The sequence below is a fragment of the Micromonospora auratinigra genome (assembly GCF_900089595.1).
Lineage (GTDB): Bacteria > Actinomycetota > Actinomycetes > Mycobacteriales > Micromonosporaceae > Micromonospora > Micromonospora auratinigra.
Window position 1 is genome coordinate 6,677,979 of the sequence record NZ_LT594323.1, and the last position, 20,497, is coordinate 6,698,475.

Consider the following 20,497-nt stretch of genomic DNA (forward strand, 5'->3'; position numbering starts at 1 on the left):
AAGGTGGGCCACAAGTGCAAGATCGCCGAGCTGGGCCGAGCGAGCCGGGCCAGGTCGGGCCGGGCCGAGCGAGCCGGGCCGGGCCAGGTCGGGCCGGGTCGAGCGAGCCGGGCCGGGCCAGGTCGGGCCGGGTCGAGTAGAGCGAGCCGGGGAAGGCTGGGGCGGTCAGTGCGGGGCGGGGTCAGGGGGTGGCGCTGGCGTTGGCGGCGATCTCGGGGAGGTCGGCCGGACCGGGGTCGGCGGCCGGCGGGGGAGTGACGGCCGGGTTCTGCGCGGCGGCGCGTACCGCGGCGGCGACCGCCGGCGCGACCCGGGAGTCGAAGACGCTCGGCACGATCACCGTCGGGTTGATCTTGTCCTCGCCGACCACGTCGGCGATGGCCCGGGCCGCCGCGATCGCCATCTCCTCGGTGAACTCCTCGGCGTGCGCGTCGAGCATGCCGCGGAACACGCCCGGGAAGGCCAGCACGTTGTTGATCTGGTTGGGCTGGTCGGAACGGCCGGTGGCGACCACCGCGGCGTGCTTGCGCGCCTCCCGCGGGTCCACCTCCGGGTCCGGGTTGGCCAGCGCGAACACGATCGCGTCCTTCGCCATCGCGGCGATGTCGTCGCCGGTGAGCAGGTTCGGCGCGCTCACCCCGATGAACACGTCCGCGCCGCGTACCGCGCCCGGCAGGTCGCCGGAGTAGTTCTCCTTGTTGGTGTTCTCCGCCAGCCACTGCCAGGCCGGGTTCAGGTCGGGCAGGCCGCGGTGCAGGGCACCCTGGCGGTCGTACGCGATGATGTCGCCCACGCCCTGGCGCAGCAGCAGCTTCATGATCGCGGTGCCGGCCGCGCCGGCGCCGGAGACGACCACCCGGACGTCCGCCAGCTGCTTGCCCACGACGCGCAGCGCGTTGGTGAGCGCGGCCAGCACGCAGATCGCGGTGCCGTGCTGGTCGTCGTGGAAGACCGGGATGTCCAGCGCCTCGCGCAGCCGGGCCTCGATCTCGAAGCAGCGCGGCGCGGCGATGTCCTCCAGGTTGATCCCGCCGTACGCGGGCGCGATCGCCTTGACGATCGCGACGATCTCGTCGGTGTCCTGGGTGTCGAGCACCACCGGCCAGGCGTCCACCCCACCGAAGCGCTTGAACAGCGCCGCCTTGCCCTCCATCACCGGCAGCGAGGCGGCCGGCCCGAGGTTGCCCAGGCCGAGCACCGCGGAGCCGTCGCTGACCACGGCGACGGTGTTGCGCTTGATGGTGAGCCGGCGGGCGTCGGCCGGGTTCTCGGCGATCGCCATGCAGACCCGGGCCACCCCCGGCGTGTACGCGCGGGACAGCTCGTCGCGGGTGCGCAGCGCCACCTTCGGGCTGACCTCGATCTTGCCGCCCAGGTGCAGCAGGAACGTCCGGTCGGAGACCTTGCGGACGTCCACCCCCTCCAGCGCGGTCAGCGCCTCGACCACCTGGTCGGCGTGGCCCGCGTCGGCGGTGTCGCAGGTGAGGTCGACGATGACGCTGGTGGGGTCGGAGTCGACCACGTCCAGCGCGGTCACGATCGCGCCGGCCTCGCCCGTCGCGGTGGTCAACCGGCCGATGGAGGAGGCGTCGGCGGGGACCGCGATCCGGATGGTGATCGAGAATCCGGCACTCGGCAGTCGGGTGATGGCCACGTGGAACTCCTCCGTCGGCGCTGAACGGCTCGACTCGCATTTCTACCCGCCGCCCCAGCTCGGCCGGCATCCGCCCCCGCTACCGGTGGGTAGTGCCACGGGCATATAGCAGGTGCGTCGGGCGTTGGCACATGTCAGGATTGCTGATACGCGCCGGAAACGCCCCGGCGAGGGATATAACGGACAGGAGCGCAGTTTGCGCGAGCAGGAGACCTACCCCATCCACGACGACACCGAGCTCGACGCCACCACCGGTGAGTTCGAACTGTCGGAGCGGCAGGCGCTGCGGCGGGTCCCCGGCCTCTCCACCGAGCTCACCGACATCACCGAGGTCGAATACCGGCAGCTGCGGCTGGAGCGGGTCGTCCTGGTGGGCGTCTGGACCGAGGGGACGCAGGACGACGCGGACAACAGCCTCACCGAGCTGGCGGCGCTGGCCGAGACGGCCGGCTCGCAGGTGCTGGAGGGGTTGATCCAGCGGCGCGGCAAGCCCGACCCGGCCACCTACATCGGCCGGGGCAAGGTCGACGACCTGGGCGCGGTGGTGCTCGCCACCGGCGCCGACACGGTGATCTGCGACGGTGAGCTCTCCCCGTCCCAGCTGCGCAACCTGGAGCAGCGCACCAAGGTCAAGGTGGTCGACCGGACCGCGCTCATCCTGGACATCTTCGCCCAGCACGCGAAGAGCAAGGAAGGTAAGGCCCAGGTCGAGCTGGCCCAGCTCGAATACCTGCTGCCGCGACTGCGCGGTTGGGGTGAGACCCTCTCCCGGCAGACCGGTGGTAGCGGTCGCGGCGGCGGCGCCGGCGGCGGCGTGGGCCTGCGTGGTCCCGGTGAGACCAAGCTGGAGACCGACCGGCGTCGGATCCGGCACCGGATCGCGCGGCTGCGCCGCGAGATCAAGGCCATGACGACGGTACGCCAGACCAAGCGCGCCCGGCGCACCCGCAACGCGGTGCCCGCGGTGGCCATCGCCGGCTACACCAACGCCGGCAAGTCCAGCCTGCTCAACCGCCTGACCGGGGCGGGCGTGCTGGTGGAGAACGCACTGTTCGCCACCCTGGACCCGACCACCCGCAAGGCGACCACCTCGGACGGGCGGCTCTACACGCTCTCCGACACGGTCGGCTTCGTCCGGCACCTGCCGCACCAGATCGTCGAGGCGTTCCGCTCGACGCTGGAGGAGGTCGCCGACGCCGACCTGGTGGTGCACGTCGTCGACGGCACCCACCCGGACCCGGAGGAGCAGGTCCGGGCGGTCCGCGAGGTGCTCGCCGAGGTGGGCGCCGACCGGCTTCCCGAGCTGCTGGTGGTCAACAAGACCGACGCGGCCGACGAGGAGACGCTGCTGCGGCTCAAGCGGCTCTGGCCCGAGGCGATCTTCGTCTCCGCGTACAGCGGGCGCGGGTTGGACGGGCTGCGGGCAGCGGTCGAGCAGCGGCTGCCGCGACCGGCCGTCGAGGTCCACGCGGTGCTGCCGTACGACCGGGGTGACCTGGTCGCCCGGGTGCACCGGCAGGGCGAGGTGCTCAGCACCGCACACCTGCCCGAGGGCACCCTGCTGCACGTACGGGTCAACGAGGCGCTCGCCGCCGAGCTGTCGCCGTACCGGGCCGGGGACCGGCTCACCATGGACGAGCGGGTGAGCGTCGGCGGCTGAGCCGTCCGGCGTCACCCGTGCGAAACGTGGGCCGTGCGACACTTGGCGCCATGCGGCACGCTGTCTCCTCGGTCACGATCGCGCTCGGCCTGATCGGCGCGGTCGTGGCACCTGCCGGGCTGGCGGCGGCGGCTCCCGCCGCCGCTCCCGTGCAGGCTGCGACCCCCAAGAAGAAGTGCACCGTCGAGGACAAGCGGCTCCGGGAACTGTCCGGGCTCGTCGCGACGAAGACCGGTTACGTCGTGATCAACGACGGCACCGAGGACGAGCGCCTCAAGAAGGTCTTCTTCCTCGACAGCAAGTGCCAGCTGGCCCGGGAGCCGGTCTCCTACTCCGGCGCCGGCCCGCTGGACACCGAGGACCTGGCGCTCTCCCCGGACGGTGCGACGCTCTGGATCGCCGACACCGGCGACAACATCACCAGCAAGACCCGCCGGGAGCGGGTCGCCGTCTGGTCCATGCCGCTCAACGGCGGCAAGCGGCCGGTGCTGCACCGGCTGGCCTACCCGGAGAAGAAGCCGCACGACGCCGAGGCGCTGCTCATCGGCGACGACAACCTCCCGCTGGTCATCACGAAGGACCCGTCGGGCAAGGCCGAGATCTTCAAGCCGGACGGGGCGCTGCGGAGCGGCGACACCGAGCCGGTGCCGATGAAGAAGGTCGGCGAGGTCACCGTGCCGAAGACGACCACGGACAACAAGCTCGGCGCGCCCGGCCGGCTGACCGTCACCGGGGCGGCCCGCTCGCCGGACGGCAGCCGGGTGGTGCTGCGCACGTACGCCGACGCCTTCGAGTACCCGGTGACCAACGGCGACATCGTCGCGGCACTGACCAACGGCAAGCCGAACGTCACCCCGCTCGCCGACCCGTTCGGCGAGGCGATCTCCTACACCGTCGACGGCAGAGCCTTCGTCACGGTCTCCGACGCCGGCCTGCTGGACGCCGACGAGCCGGTCGAGATCCTCAGCTACGTCCCGTCCACCAAGGGCGTCGAGGCGCTGCCGGCGGCCGGCGGTGACCTGGCGAAGCCGGCCGGCGGGAAGTCGTGGTACGACGATCTCTCGCTCGACCAGATCACGTACCTGATCGCGGCGGTCGGCGTGCTCGGCGCGCTGATGGTGGGCGCCGGCATCTTCGGCATCATGCGGGCCCGCAAGAAGCCCGCCCCGCCGGCGGAGTCCGACGACCGGCCGGAGCATGACAGCGTCTTCCCGAACGACGGTGGCTTCCCGCCCGCCGGCAACCGGCCCGACGCCGGCCCGCCCCCGGGCGGCGCGCGGGGCGGCGTCTACGGCGGCAGCGGTGGGGTCTACGGTGGCGGGTCCGCCCGCCCGCCGGCCGGTGGTGGCGTGTACGGCGGCCGTCCCCAGGACGGGGGCGCCCGCGGCAGCGGCGTCTACGGCGGCCAGCCGGGCGGCGGTGGTCGTCCCCCGCAGGGTGGCGGCCCGCAGCGCGGTGGCGGTCGTCCGCCCCAGGGCGCGCCGGGTGGGGGTGGCCGACCTCCGCAGGCCGCGCCGGGTGGCGGTGGGCCGCAGCGCGGTGGCGGTCGTCCGCCCCAGGGCGGCGGGGTCTACGGTGGCGGCCCGCAGGGCGGGGGCGGCTACGGCGGCGGCCCGCAGGGCGGTGGCCGTGGAGCCGGTCGGGCCGAGCCGCCGCGTCGCGATCCGGGGCAGGGTGACCCGCGCGGTCGGCGCGGTGACGGCGGCTACGACGACCGGGGCCAGTACGGGCCGGTGTCGGGCGGCCGGGAGTATCGGGGCGACCGCTACTGAACGCACACCTGCGCGGGTGACCGCCCGGGAGGACGGTCACCCGCGTCGGCGTCGGTCAGATCCGGCGGAGCACGGCGACCACGCGACCCATGATGGTGGCGTCGTCACCCGGGATCGGGTCGAAGGCCGGGTTCTGCGGCATCAGCCAGACGTGGCCGTCCCGGCGGCGGTAGGTCTTCACCGTGGCCTCGCCGTCGAGCATGGCGGCCACGATGTCGCCGACCTCGGCGTTGGGCTGCTGCCGGACCACCACCCAGTCGCCGTCGCAGATCGCGGCGTCGAGCATCGAGTCGCCCTTGACCTGGAGCATGAAGACCTCGCCCTCGCCGACCAGCTCGCGGGGGAGGGGGAAGACGTCCTCCACCGCCTGCTCGGCGAGGATCGGCCCACCGGCGGCGATCCGGCCCAGCATCGGCACGTAGGCCGGGGCGGGGCGCTGGGCCCGCGCGGCCTCGTCGTCGATGTCGCCCGGGGCGCGCACGTCCACCGCGCGCGGCCGGTTCGGGTCGCGGCGCAGGAAGCCCTTCTTCTCCAGCTCCTTGAGCTGGTAGGCGACGCTGGACGGGGAGACCAGGCCGACCGCCTCGCCGATCTCGCGCACGCTCGGCGGGTAGCCGTGGCGCTCCACCCAGGTGCGGATGAACTCCAGGATCCGGCGCTGGCGGGCGGTCAGGTCGACGGTGGTCGGGTCGGGGAAGCTGCTCACGACGGGAGCGACCGGACGCACGGTGGCGGGCTGGGTGGCCCGGGTGCGCGCGGTGCGGGGCCGACGGGTCGCCGCCGGACCCGCCCCGTCGATCGGCTGCGGGTTCTTCTGCCGGCTGGCCCGGTCCTCGGTCACGTCCGTCCTCCCTGGTCGGCGCTGGGTGCCTCGTCGGCTCGTGGTGCGTGCTCGGTGCTGCTGCCTCGGGTGGTGCTGCCGACCGGTGCGGCGCGACACGCCGTGCCCGGTCGTTCCTGACCGTATAGGTGAGATCGGCCATTTTCAAACATCTGTACGACGTGTTGTCGGCGTGTCGCGGTCAAATCCTGGATTTCCGAACGCCTGTTCTGATAAATGGTACGACGCCTCGAACGGGTGTTCTATCCACCGGGTGGCGTGACCCGTGGCGTGGCCGGGCGTTGACCCTCCGCGAGGGGGTGATTCTGATGACGCGCCCGACACGCGGGTGAACTTGACCGGGCTAGGGGGACGGCCTACGGTCAACCCCTAGATGTAGTGGTTACACGGGCGTAAGTCGCCTACAGGTTGGGTCCGATTACCGACCGCACTCCCGTACCGTCCCGCCGGTGCCGGCCATCGAACGATGCCGACGCCGCGGTGACGTGTGCCCGGGAGTCGGTCGGCGCGCCCACGGTCACGACGAAGGAGGTTCAGGCGATGCGGTGTCCGTACTGCCGGCACGCCGACTCCCGGGTCGTCGACTCGCGGGAGGCCGACGACGGCCAGCTCATCCGGCGGCGGCGGTCCTGCCCGGAGTGCGGCAAGCGGTTCACCACCGTCGAGGAGGCGGTGCTCGCGGTGGTCAAGCGCAGCGGGGTGACCGAGCCGTTCAGCCGCACGAAGATCATCGGCGGGGTGCGCAAGGCGTGCCAGGGCCGGCCGGTCGACGACGACTCCATCGCGCTGTTGGCGCAGAAGGTCGAGGAGACCGTCCGGGCCAGGGGGCCGCCGAGATCCCCAGCCAGGAGGTCGGGTTGGCCATCCTGGGCCCGCTGCGCGACCTGGACGAGGTGGCGTACATGAGGTTCGCCAGCGTCTACCGGTCCTTCGACTCGCTCGCCGACTTCGAGCGCGAGATCGAGACGCTGCGGGCCGCCGCACGCGCCCGCGGGGGCGCCGGTGCCGGGGCGGCCGAGCCGGCCGGCACGACCAGCTGAATTCTTCCGGTTTCTGAGAATGGACGACGCGCGGTGGGTGACCGCGCTGACGAGGGGGGCGAGGGTGACGACCAGCAAGTCACGGAACAAGGCCGGGGCAGGGCTGAAGATCGAGCGCGTCTGGACGACCGAGGGGGTGCATCCCTACGACGAGGTCACCTGGGAGCGCCGCGACGTCGTGATGACGAACTGGCGGGACGGCTCGATCAACTTCGAGCAGCGCGGGGTGGAGTTCCCCGAGGCCTGGTCCGTCAACGCGGCCAACATCGTGACCACCAAGTACTTCCGGGGCGCGGTGGGGACCCCGCAGCGCGAGTGGTCGCTCAAGCAGCTCATCGACCGGGTGGTGGAGACCTACCGCACGGCGGGTGAGGAGTACGGCTACTTCGCCTCCCCGGCCGACGCCGAGGTCTTCGCGCACGAGCTGACCTGGATGCTGCTGCACCAGGTGTTCAGCTTCAACTCGCCGGTCTGGTTCAACGTCGGCACGCCGTCGCCGCAGCAGGTCAGCGCCTGCTTCATCCTCGCCGTCGACGACTCGATGGACTCCATCCTCGACTGGTACAAGGAGGAGGGGCGGATCTTCCAGGGCGGCTCGGGCGCCGGGGTCAACCTCTCCCGCATCCGGTCCTCCAAGGAGCTGCTCTCCTCCGGCGGCACCGCCTCCGGCCCGGTCAGCTTCATGCGCGGCGCGGACGCCTCCGCCGGCACCATCAAGTCCGGTGGCGCCACCCGGCGGGCCGCCAAGATGGTCATCCTCGACGTCGACCACCCGGACATCGAGGAGTTCGTGGCGACCAAGGCGCGCGAGGAGGACAAGATCCGCGCGCTGCGGGACGCCGGCTTCGACATGGACCTGGGCGGCGCGGACATCGTCAGCGTGCAGTACCAGAACGCCAACAACTCGGTCCGGGTCTCCGACGAGTTCATGACGGCGGTGGAGAACAACGGCGGCTTCGACCTGCGCGGCCGGCTCGACGGGCAGACCATCGAGACCATCGACGCCAAGAAGCTGTTCCGCACCATCTCCCAGGCCGCCTGGGAGTGCGCCGACCCCGGCCTGCAGTACGACGACACCATCAACGACTGGCACACCTGCCCGGAGACCGGGCGGATCACCGCGTCGAACCCGTGCTCGGAGTACCTGCACCTGGACAACTCCTCGTGCAACCTGGCCTCGCTGAACCTGATGAAGTTCCTCCGCGCCGACGGCGGCTTCGAGGTGGAGAAGTTCGTCAAGTCGGTCGAGTTCGTCATCACCGCGATGGACATCTCGATCTGCTTCGCCGACTTCCCGACCGAGAAGATCGGCGAGACCACCCGCGCCTACCGGCAGCTCGGCATCGGGTACGCCAACCTGGGCGCGCTGCTGATGGCCACCGGCCTGCCGTACGACTCGGCGCAGGGCCGGGAGGTCTCCGCGGCGATCACCTCGCTGATGACCGGCACCGCGTACCGCCGCTCGGCCGAGCTGGCCGGCATCGTCGGCGCGTACGACGGTTACGCCCGCAACGCCGAGGCGCACAAGCGGGTCATGCGCAAGCACGCCGCCGCGAACGACGAGATCAAGCCGACCGGCACCGTGGCCACCGCCATCCAGCGCGAGGCCACCAAGCAGTGGACGCTGGGCAACAAGACCGGTGACCGGTTCGGCTGGCGCAACTCGCAGGCCAGCGTGCTCGCCCCGACCGGCACCATCGGCCTGATGATGGACTGCGACACCACCGGTGTCGAGCCGGACCTGGCCCTGGTCAAGTTCAAGAAGCTGGTCGGCGGCGGCTCGATGCAGATCGTCAACCAGACGGTGCCGCGCGCCCTGCGCAGCCTCGGCTACCCCGAGGAGCAGGTCGAGGCGATCGTCGAGCACATCGCCGACCACGGCCACGTGGTGGACGCCCCCGGCCTGAAGCCGGAGCACTACCCGGTCTTCGACTGCGCCATGGGCGAGCGCTCCATCGCGCCGATGGGCCACGTGCGGATGATGGCGGCGGTCCAGCCGTTCATCTCCGGCGCCATCTCCAAGACGGTCAACATGCCGGAGCAGGCGACCGTCGAGGACGTCGAGAAGATCTACTTCGAGGGCTGGAAGCTGGGCCTGAAGGCGCTGGCGATCTACCGGGACAACTGCAAGGTCGGCCAGCCGCTCTCGGCCGCCAAGCCGAACAAGGCCGTCGCCACCACCGAGACCCCGGCCGCCGAGGTCGAGAAGGTGGTGGAGAAGGTCGTCGAGTACCGGCCGGTGCGCAAGCGGCTGCCGAAGAAGCGCCCGTCGCAGACGGTCTCCTTCTCGGTCGGCGGCGCCGAGGGTTACCTCACCGCCTCGTCCTACCCGGACGACGGTCTCGGCGAGGTCTTCCTCAAGATGTCGAAGCAGGGCTCGACCCTGGCCGGCGTGATGGACGCCTTCTCGGTGGCCATCTCCATCGGTCTCCAGTACGGCGTCCCGCTGGAGACGTACGTCAGCAAGTTCACCAACATGCGCTTCGAGCCGGCCGGCATGACCGACGACCCGGACGTGCGGATGGCCGCCTCGGTGATGGACTACATCTTCCGTCGCCTGGCGCTGGACTTCCTGCCGTACGAGCGCCGCGCCGAGCTGGGCATCTTCACCGCCAAGGAGCGGGCCGCCCAGCTCCGGGCCGAGGCGGAGGCGGAGGCGAGCGGTGCGGACCTCACCGCGATGGCCGCCTCCGCCCCGGTCGAGGCGCCCGAGCCGAAGACCGGCCCGGTGGCCCAGCCGGCGCAGGAGCTGGCGGACGCCGCCGCGGTCAAGCCGGCCCCGTCGGTCGGCTCCAGCACCGAGCTGCTGGAGGCCGTGATCGGCAAGGCCGCCGACGCGCCGCTCTGCTTCACCTGCGGTACGAAGATGCGCCCCGCCGGTAGCTGCTACGTCTGCGAGGGTTGCGGCTCCACCAGCGGTTGCAGCTGACAACAGCAACGAGCCCCGGGCGTTGGCGCGCCCGGGGCTCGTGAGTTGGGACGAGGCCCGACTTGTCTTGCTGCAGAGACAGATCCTCGCCTCTCCCGGCTCGGTCAGGCAAGTTGATCGAGTGCAGAGAGGAGGTGTTCTCTGTCATGGCGAAGAAGGGTTCTGGCACGTATCGCAGTGCTGTCACCGGCCGTTACGTGACCGCGAAGTACGGTCAGTCGCACCCCAAGACGACCGTTAAGGAAACCAAGAAGTGACGACTGAGGCGGCCGACGCACCTGGCGTTGGCCGCCTCGTCTCTTGGAAGCCGCGCCCTGCCTAGCCGTTGTCGGCCTGGCGGTTCTGGTCGGAGAATCCTTTGACAAAGCCTGACCAGGCTTCTGGGGTGAAGGAAAGGACCGCCCCGTCAGGGTTCTTGCTGTCGCGAACCTCGACTGTCGTGTTGGCGTACCTGGCCTCGACGCAGGCACCGTTGCTGCCGCTGCGGGTGCTCTTGCGCCACTGCGAGTCCACGGTCCGCCTCCTACTCCCTCGGCCGTACGCCGCTGATTTCCTCGATCATGGCCGCCGAGTCGGTGGGTGACAAGGCTGCGGCGCGCAGGCTGTTGAAGACAACCGTACAGCGACGCACATCCTCGCCCTCAGCGTAGAGGTCACCGGTCAGACCCTCGATGTAGACCACGCCCGGACCGTCGGCAAAGTTCAGGATATGAAAGCTGGACAGCATGGAGGCGTAAGCACCCTCCCTGAACGGGATCACCTGAATCGTGACGTTCCAGCGCTTGCCGGCATCGAGCAGGGCGGTGAGCTGATCGCGCATGACCTCTGTGCCGCCGATCTGGCGGTGTAGCACCGCTTCATCAAGCACGGCCACCAGGCGCAGCCTCCCCGAGGTGATCAGCTCCTGACGTTGCGTGCGAACGGCCACTCGCCGCTCAACCGCTTCTGGTGACGGCTCGAAGGGGTCCTCCGTCATCATCGCCCGTGCGTAGGCGGGCGTCTGGAGGAGACCGGGTACGACGAGTGTTTCAAAGTTCTGCACCTCTTCGGCGGCGGACTCCAGACCGATGTACTGCCGGTACGACGATGGCAGGTCGCCGTATTTCGCCCACCATCCTCGCTGCTTACCCGTCTTGGCCATGGACAGCAGGGTTTCGCGCAGCTCGGCGTCGCCGACGCCGTAGCGATCCAGTAGTGCGTTCAACGCCGGGCCCTTGATGCCGACGCGGCCTGCTTCGATGCGGCGCAGGGTGCTCGCCGAGACCTCGATTACCTCGGCTGCCTGTTCGGCCGTCACGCCGGCATCCTCCCTGACCCGTCGAAGCTGCGCGCCGAGCTGGAATCGAACGAAGGTCGGGCTCTCCATGGCGGTGATTGTGCCGCTGCCGTCGCCGCCGTCCGCATCGACACGCGCAGTCCGATTGCAGGGATGTCTTTGACTACCTAAAAATGCGCGCGCAAAATAGTCGGCGCAGGATCCACGGACCCGCTCGTGCAGGAGGCGCAATGCCCAAGCGCGTGTCGTACGACGAGTACCTGGTGGCGGTCGCCCTGACCTTGGCGCGTCGGCATCGCCCCGCCTGGTCGTGGCGGCTGTGGCGGTGGACCTGCCGGTGCGGGGCGGAGCTGCCCTGCCACGCCCGGCACCGCATCCCGATCCGACGCGGCCACTGGCCGGGGGAGGAGCAGCAGTGACCGAGCTTCCCGTCCAGCAGATCATGTCGGTGCACCTGCCCGGCGTCGACGGTCTCTGCGTCGGTTGCCGGTGGTGGTGGGCGCGTCTCGTGCCGTACCCCTGCTATCAGGCGGAATGGGCCACCCGCTGGCGTGCACGCGTCGCCACCCGGCGATTCCTGGACGGCCTGCCGTGACCACCCACGGCCCGGTGCTGCCGATGTGGAGCTGCGGTGGCTGCGGCGGCCCGTGGCCGTGCGCGACCCGGCGTGGCGAGCTGCGGGCCGAATTCGAGGGCGCGCCGGTGTCGCTGGCCCTCTACATGGGGTCCTACCTGGTGTGGGCGACCGAGGATCTCACCTGGGTGCCGGCGGGGCTGCTGCATCGACGGTTCCTGGGGTGGGTGCGGTGAGTTGGGCTCACCTCCATGGCCCGGGGCAGCTGACGGTCGGCCGGTCAGATCGCCGTGCCCGGCGGGGACTTCAGCAGCTCCGCCGCCTCGGCCAGCTCGCCGCCCCGGCCGGACCGCAGGGCGACGGCGGCCAGCCGGACCAGGTCGATGTTGACGCCGGCCGCGCCGCTCGGGTCGTGCACCGACAGCCGCACGTCCAGGCTCACCGGCGTCCCGCCCCAGCCCTGGGCCTCGACGTTGAGGTGGGCGATCTTCTGCGACCCCAGGTGCGGCAGGTAGCCGAGCGGGGCGACCTGCACCTGGTCGGACCCGAGGGCGTTGCGCTTGGACTGCCCCTTGGTGTTGGGGTTCTCCACCAGGTTGCGGAAGTCCTCGGTGCCACCCAGGTTGACCTGGTACGAGCTGAGCAGGGTGAGGCCACGCTCCCGGACCAGCCGCAGCAGGGCGCGGTGCACCACCGAGCTGCCGAACTGACTGGCCAGGTCGTCGCCGACCAGCGGCAGGCCGGCGGCGGTGAACCGGGCGAGCAGGGACGGCACCCGGGCGACGGCGTCGGAGGTGGTGTTGACGAAGGCCACCCCGGCCCGCAGCGCCGCCTCGGCGTAGGCCAGCGCGGTAGTGCGGCCCCGCCGCCGACGGTGACCCGGCGAGCAGCCGGCACTCCTCGTCGGCGGCGGCCCAGTGGACCGGGGGCCGCACGGAGGTGCGGTCGTGACGGAGGTGCTGGCGCACGAGGCCATGACGCTCGGCGTCCCCGATGCGCTGATCAGCTTCCACGAGCCCGCACTGCCGACGCGCCACCTGACCCTGGACGGCGTTCCCGCGTACCAGCTGGGTTGTTCCCGCGGAACCTGCGGCCATGCCGATGAGCGTGCTGGTCGCGGCATCTGATCTGGCGGACCGTGCGCCCGCGTTCCTAGGATCGGCTCTCATGGAACTGATACGACACGTGGTCGTGTTCGACGCCGCTGACCTGCATGCCGAGAGTGCGTTCTGGGCGGGCATGCTCGGTGGGCACGTCTTCGAGGATGAGACGTTCCACAGTGTCATCGACGCGGCAGGTGAGTGGCGGATGGGCGTTCAGCTCGCACCGGAGCACGTTCCTCCCGACTGGCCAGAGGGCGCGCCTCAGCAGGTACACATGGACCTCCACGTTGAGCACCCCAGGCAGGCGCACGAACAGGCGATGAGACTCGGTGCCCGCTTGCTCCAAGCCGGTGACCTGGGAAGCGACGAGGGGCACCAGGTGTATGCCGATCCGGCCGGCCACCCGTTCTGCATCGGCTGGGGGCAACCCTCCCGAGAGGCGCTGGCAACGTTCGTCCGCGAGAGGTGGGGATAGGCGGAACCTCCCCCGACTTCTGTCCTCGCTGACGCACGCTCATGCCGCTGACCGCGCGTTGTCCGGTCCTGGAGTCTCACCGCCGCCGAGGCACCGTCACCGGCCGTCGGGGGTATCCATGGTGAGGCGGGCGATCCCGCGTTCCTGGAACCGCTGGTGGTCGGAGATCGGGATCCGGGCCTGCGGGGCGGCCTGCCGGACCTGCTCCAGGAAGGCGATCAGCCCCACGCCCTGCATCAGGGTCCGCCTCCGGTTCCGCCCGAAGACCACCCGGCCCATGTTGCCGCCGCCCGACATCCTGATCTCGCGCAGCTCGGCCAGCGGCACCCGGACGCTCGCCAGCGTGGCGCGCATCCGCAGCGTGTCGTCGGTCAGCTCCAGCCGGTGGACCACCCGGAACAGCAGCCAGGCCCAGGCCGGCGGCGCCACCACCAGGATGATCAGGGGTACGGCCCAGCCCGGCAGGCCGAGCAGGCCGGCCTTCCACCAGATGATCGGGCAGACGACCGGGAACGCGAAGCCGATCAGGTACACCGGCAGCATCGGGCGGTAGGTGTAGCGGGCTCGTACCTCGGACATCGCTGGCCTCCCCGTATCGGCCGGAATCTGCCGTCCCTCCTACCCGGACATGTCCTCCGTGACACCGCGACGGGTCTCGGTCTGCGCGAGCCGGCCGGTGAGGAAGGCCCGCTCGGCGTCGTTGTCGACCAGGGCGAGCGCGTCCCGGTACGCCCCCGCCGCTTCCGCCGGCCGGTCGAGCCGGCGCAGCAGGTCGGCCCGGATCGCCGGCAGGTAGTGGTAGCCGGCCAGCCGGGGATCGGCCGCCAGGGCGTCCAGCTCGGCGAGCGCGGCGGCGGGACCGTCGACCATGGACACCGCCACGGTCCGGTTCAGCGCCACCACCGGTGACGGCCAGCGGGTGAGCAACTCGTCGTAGAGGCGGACGATCTGCGGCCAGTCAGTCGCGGACCAGTCGGGCGCGACGGCGTGCAGCGACGCGATGGCGGCCTGGAGCGCGTACCGGCCGACCCGGCCGGTCCGGAACGCGCCCAGCACCAGCGCGGTGCCCTCCGCGATGGCCGACCGGTCCCAGGCCGAGCGGTCCTGCTGCTCCAGCGTCAGCAGCCGCCCGGCCTCGTCGGTGCGGGTGGCTCGGCGGGCGTCGGTGAGCAGCAGCAGGGCGAGCAGCCCGCGGACCTCCGGCTCGTCGGGCATCAGCGCGAGCAGCATCCGGGTCAGGTGCACGGCCCGCTCGACCAGGTCGGCGCGGACCAGGTCGGCGCCGGTCGGGGCGGTGTGCCCGGTGGTGAACAGCAGGTGGATCACGGGGAGCACCGCGTCCAGCCGTTCGGGCAGCTCGGCGGCCTCCGGCACCCGGTACGGGATGCGGGCCGCGGCGATCTTCTTCTTGGCCCGGGTGACCCGGGCCGCCATGGTGGTCTCCGGGACCAGGAACGCGCGGGCGATGTCGCCGGTGCCCACCCCGCAGACCAGCCGCAGGGTCAACGCCACCTGGGCCTCCCGGGCCAGCGCCGGATGGCAGCAGGTGAAGACCAGCCGCAGCCGGTCGTCCGGCACCGACTCCGGGTCGGCGGGCGTGGGGTCGGCCGTCTCCGGCTCGACCAGCAGCGGCAGCTTCGACCGGAACACCTTGTCGCGGCGGAGCACGTCGAGCGCCTTGCGCTTCGCGGTCGCGGTCAACCACGCGCCCGGCTTGTCCGGTACGCCGTCGCGGGCCCACGCCGCCAGCGCCGCCAGGTACGCGTCCTGCACGCACTCCTCGGCCACGTCGAGGTCACCGGCGACGCGCGCCGTCGCGGCGAGCACGAAGGCCCACTCGCGACGGTGCGCGTCCGCCACGGCCCGTTCGGCAGCGGCGGTGCCGGCGTCGGTCACTCGGCCGGGAACTCGAAGAGCGGCCGGACCTCGACGCCACCGTCGATCGTCGCCGGGTTCAGCTTGGCGATCTTCAGGGCCACGTCCAGGTCGGGGGCCTCCAGGATGAAGAACCCGGCGACGACCTCCTTCGCCTCGATGAACGGGCCGTCGGTGACCAGGTCGCCGCGGACCGCGGTGGCGGTGGTGCTGGGCTGCAGCGCGAACCCGGTGACGATCTGCCCGCCCAGCTCGGTGACCTGGGCCGGGTACCGGTCCAGCAGCGCCGCGTAGTCCGGCGTCAGGTCCATCGGGTCGGCGGGGGCGGGCGAGTAGATCAGGACCGCGTACTGGGGCATGGGTCTCTCCTCGGGTGCGGGTGTGTTCTTCCGTCTCACCGACGGACGGGCCCGGCCGGATTCGACAGCGGCAGGGCAAGAATCTCAGGAGCCCGGCGACTAGGGTCGACGGCCGTGACCGAACCGCTCTGGCTGACCGAGACCCGCGCCGCGTACGACACCGTGGCGGTGGACTACGCGCGAATGATCCCCGAGGTGCTGGAGGGCCCGCTGGCCCGGGGCATGCTCGCCGCGTTCGCCGAGATGGTCGGGCCCGGCCGTCCGGTGCTGGAGGTGGGCTGCGGCACCGGCCGGATCACCGCCCACCTGCACCGGCTCGGCCTGGACATCTCCGGGGCCGACCTGTCGCCCGGCATGGTGGAGGTGGCCAGGAGCACGTACCCGGAGTTGCGCTTCGAGGTCGGCTCGATGACCGACCTGGCGGTGCCCGACGGCGCGCTCGCCGGGCTGGTCGCCTGGTACTCGATCATCCACCTGCCGCCGGAGCTGCTGCCCGACGTCTTCGCCGGGTTCCACCGGGTGCTCGCCCCGGGCGGGCACCTGCTGATCGCGGTGAAGGCCGGCGACTGCCGGATCCGGCTGACGCAGGCGTACGGCCACGAGGTGGAGTACGACGTGTACTGGCTGCCGCCGGAGCGGTTGGCCGAGCAGCTCACCGCCGCCGGGTTCACCGTCCACGCCACGCTGGTCCGGCAGCCGGAGACCCTCGGCGACCGGGGCCCGCAGGCGTTCCTGCTGGCCATCCGGCCCGCCGACGCTCCGGCGGAGCCGGCGTGACCGTCGCCCTGTTCACCCTCGGCGGCACCATCGCGATGGCCGGCAGCACGCAGGGAGTGGTCAGCCGGCTCACCGGCGCCGACCTCACCGCCGCCGTACCGGGGCTCGACGCCGTCCCGCTCGACGTGCACGACGTCGACGCGGTGCCCAGCGCCGCCCTGACGTACCCGCAGCTGCTGGCCCTGGTCGAGGCGGCGGGCGCGGCGGTGGCCGGCGGCGCGACCGGCGCGGTGGTCACCCAGGGCACCGACACCCTGGAGGAGACCGCGTACCTGGCCGACCTGGTCTGGCCGCACGAGGCGCCGCTGGTCTTCACCGGCGCGATGCGCAACCCGACGCTGGCCGGCCCGGACGGCCCGGCGAACCTGCTCGCCGCCGCCCGGGTCGCCGCCGCGCCCGCCGCGCGCGACCTCGGCGTCCTGGTCGCGTTCCACGACGAGATCCACGCGGCCCGGTTCATCCGCAAGACCCACAGCACGAGTACGGCCACCTTCGCCTCGCCCGACGCCGGGCCGCTCGGCCACGTGATCGAGGGTGAGGTACGCGTGCTCACCCGGCCACCCCGGCACGCCCCGCTGCCGCCGGTGGACGCCGACCGGCTCGCCGGCACCCGGGTGGCGCTGCACACCGTCACCCTCGACGACGACCCGGCGCTGCTCGACCGGCTCGCCACCGGCCTCGACGGCCTGGTGGTGGCCGGCTTCGGGGTGGGGCACGTGCCACCCGCGTTCGCCCCGGTGCTCGGCGAGCTGGCCGCGCGGATGCCGGTGGTGCTCACCTCGCGGACCGGGGCCGGCTCGGTGCTGCGCGACACCTACGGGGCGGTCGGCTCGGAACGCGACCTGCGCCACCGGGGCCTGCTCCCGGGTGGGCTGCTGCACCCGTACCGGGCGAAGGTGCTGCTACGGCTGCTGCTGGCCGGCGGCGCCGGACGGGCCGAGGTGGCCGCCGCGTTCACCCGGTACGGCTGACGGACCGGCCCGGGGCGGACTCCCGGACCGGCCGCGCGCCGGTCAGCGCCGGACGGTCACCTGTTCCCCGACGGCGATCACCTGTTCCGGCGTGAAGTCCAGCGGCGCCTGGAGGGTGAAGATCGCCCCACCGGGCACCGAGGCCTGGAGGAACCACAGCTCGTCGGCCCGGACGAGCTGCGCCGGCCGGCCGTGCACCCGCACCTCGGTCACCTCCCGCGCACCCATGACGCTGTGCCGCAGGTCCGGCTCGGCGCGGTCGACGAGCTGGACGGTCATCTCCCGCTCCGAGCCGGGGTCGTGCAGCGTGAGGATGACGTCGTCCTTGAAGCCGCGCAGCGTCCACCCGGCCGGGGCCAGCCCCACCCGCAGCGGGATCTCCTGCGGCCGGTCGACGACGGTGGCGGCCACCGCGCGCAGCGCGTCCTCGCTGGCGAACCGCCCCTCACCGGTGAGCAACACCCACTGACGGGCCGACCGCTGCCAGTGCAGGTTCACGATCGGCGGGCCGCCGTCCATGTCGGGCGTCTCCAGCCGGGCCGGTCGGCCGTCCACGGTGGTCCGCCGCATCCCCGGCACGTCGGCCGGAGCGACCGAGCTGACCAGCAGCAGGACCCTGTCGTCTCCCCGCTTCGACTCGTAGCTCATCGCCAGCCAGTTCTGCTCGCCGGTGAACCCGCCCGGGCGCAGCCCGGCCGGCACCGGGTCCAGCGCCACCGGGAAGACCGGGCTGGCGAAGGAGACCAGGGTCACCGGCCCGCCCGCCGGGCCCGGGTCGCCGCCGGAGGGCAGCAGGCCGACCGCCGCGACGGCGGTCAGCGCGGCTGCCGCGGCACCGAGGACCAGTGCGCGCCGGCGCGCCGGCCGGGCGGCCATCCCGGACCAGGCGCGCCGCCGCCGACCGGTCGACATCTCGGCGCGCAGCCGGTCGCGGGCGGTACGCAGGACCTCGTCCGTCGTTGCCGGCGCGTCCGGGCCGTACTCGCGCAACAGGTTCATCTCGTTCATGACGGCTCCTCGGCGGTCGTCCGGACGGAGAGGGCCGCGCGGGTGATCCGCCGGGCCCGGTTGAGGCGGGACCGCACCGTGCCGACCGGAATCTCCAGCACGGCGGCGATCTCCGGATACGACAGGTCGGCCCAGGCAGCCAGCAGCAGCACGTCGCGGTCCCGGCGGTGCAGCGCGGCGAGCGCGGCGGCCAGCTCCCGGCGCAACGACCGGGCGTCCACCCGCTCGGCGGCCTCGTCGGTCGGCAACGCCTGCACGGCCGGCTCCGCCGCGTCACGGGCCAGCGCCCGGTAGCGCCGCTTCTCCTGCCGGACGTGCTGACGCAGCAGGTTGGTGGCGATCCCGAACAGCCACGGCCGCACGTCGACGCGTTCCGGCCGGTACCGGTGCCGCTCCCGGAACGCCACCAGGAACGTCTCGGCCAGCAGGTCCTCGGCCACCGGGCCGATCCGGCGGGCGAGATAGTGGTGCACGGCGGCGGCGTGCCGTTCGAAGAGCGGCGTGAACCGCTCCGGTACGGCCACGGACTCCGCCACCAGCACGTGGTCCGGCGGATGGCCGTCCGGCGGTGCTCCGCCCGGCGGAGCGTCAAGGTGGGCTGCTGCCCTGCGCACGATGGTCACACTGACACATGGCCGACGGCCGCCGGACGGTTCACGCCGGTGCGGTGACGGGGGCGACCCGGGCCGCGACGGTCGCGCCGGGGAGCGTCCCTACACTCGGCGGGTGGAGCGACGACCCCTGGCGGACCGGCCCTTGACCGAGCCGCACCCGTCCCGGCTGTCGCCCGGACACCCGGACCGGGACCGGATCCTCGCCCGGCACGCCGCGGCGCTGGCCGCCGGGGAGGCCGGCTACCCCGACCCGGCGACCGGGCTGTTTGTGCTCACCGCCGGCTTCCTGGCCCGGCGCGGCACCTGCTGCGGTCGCGGCTGCCGACACTGCCCGTACGTGACCGACTGAACCCGGGGACATCGTCCAGGGCGAATTTCCGGAAAGATGGAGTTCGCAAATATTCACCAGGGTCAGGGAAGTTGAATGATGAGTCGTGACGACGAGGTGTGGTTCAGTGCGAGCATGAAGTTCGCGCTGTATACCCAAGACGGGAAATTCTTCCAGCACAGCGTTTCCGTCTATCTGTTCCGAGCGCCTGACCACGACGTCGCTCGGTTGCGTGCGCTGCAGATAGGTGCCGGCCAGGAGCAGATCTACCTCAATGCAGAGGGTTCGCTCATCCGCATCGCATTGGTGCAGGTGGACACTCTGGACATGATCGGAGAAATTGAGGACGGGGTGGAGGTCTACTCCTGGCCTGGCCCGGAAGAAAACCAATCGCCCTTCCCCTGGAGTCACAAGTTCAATCCCGGAGAGTCGGACTTCTATCCCTCGGTGTAGTGGGCAGTTCAAGTCAGGTGCGGCGCACCTAGGTCACACCTGACCGCTGCGCCCGAGGAAAGGAGCCGGCCCGGTGAGCGACTTGTCGCAGTTCCCGGTCGCGTCGCCTCGCCGAAACCCCTGCAGCGCGAGTGAGGGCGCTCCGGACTTCCGCGTCGGCGGTGTTGCCCGTACGGTGTCCGACGGACATCCGGCGGGCGACGCCGCCGACGACAGCGGAGGTCTCCACGTGCACGCCCGGACCTGGCTCGCCGCCTCGGCAGTCCTGCTGACCACCGGCTGCGCCACCGGGCCCGCCCCGGTGGCGGTGCCGGCGGCGGAACCGGTGGTGGCCCCGGTGGCCGCCGCCTCCTCGGGCGGCGCGTGCCGACTGCTCGACTTCGCGGTGATCGCCAAGCACACCGGCGGGACGTTCGACGTGGCGGCGGCGGTGGACAAGGGGGACACCCACACCTGCGTGGTCCGGGCCGAGGCGGCCCTGCTGCCGGAGTTGACCCTGACCGTGACCGACACGTCGATCGACACGTCGACCTTCACCCTGGACGTGCTGCCCAAGGGCGCGAAGAAGATCACCAAGCTGGGGAAGATCGCCTACCGGCGGACGGTGCCGAAGTCCGGCAGGGCCGGCCCGGGGGCCGAGGTGGGCTGGCTGGCCACCGAGGGCCGGTTGGCGACCCTGCGCTGGACCTGCCCGCCCGGCACCGGCGCGACCGAGGCGGAGAAGCTGACCGGCAAGCTGGCCGAGCTGGCCAAGGTGCTGGACACCCGCAAGCTCTGACCGGCCGGCG

Annotated in this window: 23 protein-coding genes and 1 pseudogene; 14 read left to right on the forward strand and 10 right to left on the reverse strand. The window is 72.0% G+C overall.

Going from position 1 to position 20,497, the window contains the following annotated elements:
• Positions 1-181: 181 nt before the first annotated feature.
• Entirely contained in the window at positions 182-1,654 is a 1,473-nt protein-coding gene (locus tag GA0070611_RS30530; RefSeq protein ID WP_091672082.1) for an NAD-dependent malic enzyme, read from the reverse strand.
• A 196-nt stretch (positions 1,655-1,850) separates the two neighbouring features.
• Between GA0070611_RS30530 and hflX the strand changes: the two genes are divergently transcribed.
• Positions 1,851-3,314, forward strand: coding sequence for a GTPase HflX (hflX, locus tag GA0070611_RS30535; RefSeq protein ID WP_091672084.1), 1,464 nt, complete (start codon positions 1,851-1,853; stop codon positions 3,312-3,314).
• 50 nt (positions 3,315-3,364) lie between these two features.
• The gene (locus GA0070611_RS30540; protein ID WP_091672086.1) at positions 3,365-5,086 is read left to right on the forward strand and encodes a hypothetical protein; all 1,722 of its coding nucleotides are present in this window, start codon (positions 3,365-3,367) and stop codon (positions 5,084-5,086) included.
• A 55-nt stretch (positions 5,087-5,141) separates the two neighbouring features.
• On the opposite strand, the gene lexA is transcribed toward GA0070611_RS30540, so the two are convergent.
• Positions 5,142-5,927 carry a transcriptional repressor LexA gene (gene lexA / locus GA0070611_RS30545; RefSeq protein ID WP_091672088.1) on the reverse strand — a complete coding sequence of 262 codons (786 nt, stop codon included), beginning with the start codon at positions 5,925-5,927 and terminating at the stop codon, positions 5,142-5,144.
• 540 nt (positions 5,928-6,467) lie between these two features.
• On the opposite strand from lexA, the pseudogene nrdR reads away from it, so the two are divergent.
• Positions 6,468-6,967, forward strand: a pseudogene (nrdR, locus tag GA0070611_RS30550) (transcriptional regulator NrdR).
• A 19-nt stretch (positions 6,968-6,986) separates the two neighbouring features.
• Positions 6,987-9,896 (forward strand): vitamin B12-dependent ribonucleotide reductase, encoded by a 2,910-nt coding sequence (locus GA0070611_RS30555; RefSeq protein WP_091672091.1) that lies wholly within the window; start codon positions 6,987-6,989, stop codon positions 9,894-9,896.
• A 318-nt stretch (positions 9,897-10,214) separates the two neighbouring features.
• Here the strand turns inward: GA0070611_RS30555 and GA0070611_RS30560 are convergent, their stop codons facing one another.
• Both GA0070611_RS30560 and GA0070611_RS30565 read right to left on the reverse strand, forming a co-directional pair.
• The gene (locus GA0070611_RS30560) at positions 10,215-10,409 is read right to left on the reverse strand and encodes a DUF397 domain-containing protein (RefSeq protein ID WP_091672094.1); all 195 of its coding nucleotides are present in this window, start codon (positions 10,407-10,409) and stop codon (positions 10,215-10,217) included.
• Between the two features lie 10 nt (positions 10,410-10,419).
• Entirely contained in the window at positions 10,420-11,262 is an 843-nt protein-coding gene (locus tag GA0070611_RS30565; RefSeq protein ID WP_091672097.1) for a helix-turn-helix domain-containing protein, read from the reverse strand.
• A 140-nt stretch (positions 11,263-11,402) separates the two neighbouring features.
• Between GA0070611_RS30565 and GA0070611_RS30570 the strand changes: the two genes are divergently transcribed.
• Genes GA0070611_RS30570 through GA0070611_RS30580 form a run of 3 tightly spaced genes read left to right on the forward strand, consistent with a single transcriptional unit; the run spans position 11,403 to position 11,982 of the window.
• Positions 11,403-11,591 (forward strand): hypothetical protein, encoded by a 189-nt coding sequence (locus GA0070611_RS30570; protein WP_091672099.1) that lies wholly within the window; start codon positions 11,403-11,405, stop codon positions 11,589-11,591.
• Positions 11,588-11,767: a hypothetical protein gene (locus tag GA0070611_RS30575; RefSeq protein WP_091672101.1), complete on the forward strand. Its 180-nt coding sequence runs from the start codon at positions 11,588-11,590 to the stop codon at positions 11,765-11,767. Before GA0070611_RS30570 ends, GA0070611_RS30575 begins: the two co-directional genes overlap by 4 nt.
• The gene (locus GA0070611_RS30580; RefSeq protein WP_091672103.1) at positions 11,764-11,982 is read left to right on the forward strand and encodes a hypothetical protein; all 219 of its coding nucleotides are present in this window, start codon (positions 11,764-11,766) and stop codon (positions 11,980-11,982) included. The genes GA0070611_RS30575 and GA0070611_RS30580 overlap by 4 nt, the downstream gene beginning before the upstream one ends.
• Before the next feature lie 44 nt (positions 11,983-12,026).
• Here GA0070611_RS30580 and GA0070611_RS30585 read toward each other — a convergent pair whose 3' ends face one another.
• Positions 12,027-12,560: a hypothetical protein gene (locus GA0070611_RS30585; protein ID WP_231921273.1), complete on the reverse strand. Its 534-nt coding sequence runs from the start codon at positions 12,558-12,560 to the stop codon at positions 12,027-12,029.
• A 133-nt stretch (positions 12,561-12,693) separates the two neighbouring features.
• Here GA0070611_RS30585 and GA0070611_RS31240 point away from each other — a divergent pair, with 133 nt between their 5' ends.
• Together GA0070611_RS31240 and GA0070611_RS30590 are read left to right on the forward strand one after the other, a co-directional pair.
• The gene (locus tag GA0070611_RS31240) at positions 12,694-12,873 is read left to right on the forward strand and encodes a hypothetical protein (RefSeq protein ID WP_157740422.1); all 180 of its coding nucleotides are present in this window, start codon (positions 12,694-12,696) and stop codon (positions 12,871-12,873) included.
• Positions 12,874-12,913: 40 nt separating this feature from the next.
• Entirely contained in the window at positions 12,914-13,324 is a 411-nt protein-coding gene (locus GA0070611_RS30590; protein WP_091673704.1) for a VOC family protein, read from the forward strand.
• A 96-nt stretch (positions 13,325-13,420) separates the two neighbouring features.
• Here GA0070611_RS30590 and GA0070611_RS30595 read toward each other — a convergent pair whose 3' ends face one another.
• From GA0070611_RS30595 to GA0070611_RS30605, 3 genes are all read right to left on the reverse strand, one after another.
• Positions 13,421-13,903, reverse strand: coding sequence for a hypothetical protein (locus GA0070611_RS30595; RefSeq protein WP_091672106.1), 483 nt, complete (start codon positions 13,901-13,903; stop codon positions 13,421-13,423).
• A gap of 39 nt (positions 13,904-13,942) precedes the next feature.
• Positions 13,943-15,151: an RNA polymerase sigma factor gene (locus tag GA0070611_RS30600; RefSeq protein WP_091673706.1), complete on the reverse strand. Its 1,209-nt coding sequence runs from the start codon at positions 15,149-15,151 to the stop codon at positions 13,943-13,945.
• 65 nt (positions 15,152-15,216) lie between these two features.
• Positions 15,217-15,558 (reverse strand): YciI family protein, encoded by a 342-nt coding sequence (locus GA0070611_RS30605; protein ID WP_091672109.1) that lies wholly within the window; start codon positions 15,556-15,558, stop codon positions 15,217-15,219.
• A gap of 114 nt (positions 15,559-15,672) precedes the next feature.
• On the opposite strand from GA0070611_RS30605, the gene GA0070611_RS30610 reads away from it, so the two are divergent.
• Both GA0070611_RS30610 and GA0070611_RS30615 read left to right on the forward strand, forming a co-directional pair.
• Positions 15,673-16,335 carry a class I SAM-dependent DNA methyltransferase gene (locus GA0070611_RS30610; RefSeq protein WP_167604483.1) on the forward strand — a complete coding sequence of 221 codons (663 nt, stop codon included), beginning with the start codon at positions 15,673-15,675 and terminating at the stop codon, positions 16,333-16,335.
• Positions 16,332-17,306 (forward strand): asparaginase, encoded by a 975-nt coding sequence (locus GA0070611_RS30615; RefSeq protein ID WP_091672111.1) that lies wholly within the window; start codon positions 16,332-16,334, stop codon positions 17,304-17,306. Before GA0070611_RS30610 ends, GA0070611_RS30615 begins: the two co-directional genes overlap by 4 nt.
• Before the next feature lie 42 nt (positions 17,307-17,348).
• Here GA0070611_RS30615 and GA0070611_RS30620 read toward each other — a convergent pair whose 3' ends face one another.
• Positions 17,349-18,314: a hypothetical protein gene (locus GA0070611_RS30620; RefSeq protein WP_091672114.1), complete on the reverse strand. Its 966-nt coding sequence runs from the start codon at positions 18,312-18,314 to the stop codon at positions 17,349-17,351.
• The gene (locus tag GA0070611_RS30625) at positions 18,311-18,850 is read right to left on the reverse strand and encodes an RNA polymerase sigma factor (RefSeq protein ID WP_407940399.1); all 540 of its coding nucleotides are present in this window, start codon (positions 18,848-18,850) and stop codon (positions 18,311-18,313) included. The genes GA0070611_RS30620 and GA0070611_RS30625 overlap by 4 nt, the downstream gene beginning before the upstream one ends.
• A gap of 190 nt (positions 18,851-19,040) precedes the next feature.
• Here GA0070611_RS30625 and GA0070611_RS31430 point away from each other — a divergent pair, with 190 nt between their 5' ends.
• The 3 genes from GA0070611_RS31430 to GA0070611_RS30640 all read left to right on the forward strand — a co-directional run bounded on the left by GA0070611_RS31430 (position 19,041) and on the right by GA0070611_RS30640 (position 20,487).
• Positions 19,041-19,277 carry a DUF5522 domain-containing protein gene (locus GA0070611_RS31430; protein ID WP_231921275.1) on the forward strand — a complete coding sequence of 79 codons (237 nt, stop codon included), beginning with the start codon at positions 19,041-19,043 and terminating at the stop codon, positions 19,275-19,277.
• A 78-nt stretch (positions 19,278-19,355) separates the two neighbouring features.
• Complete coding sequence (locus GA0070611_RS30635; RefSeq protein ID WP_269456377.1) at positions 19,356-19,709, forward strand: DUF4288 domain-containing protein; 354 nt, start codon at positions 19,356-19,358, stop codon at positions 19,707-19,709.
• A 175-nt stretch (positions 19,710-19,884) separates the two neighbouring features.
• Complete coding sequence (locus GA0070611_RS30640) at positions 19,885-20,487, forward strand: hypothetical protein (protein WP_231921276.1); 603 nt, start codon at positions 19,885-19,887, stop codon at positions 20,485-20,487.
• The last annotated feature ends 10 nt before the right edge of the window (positions 20,488-20,497 follow it).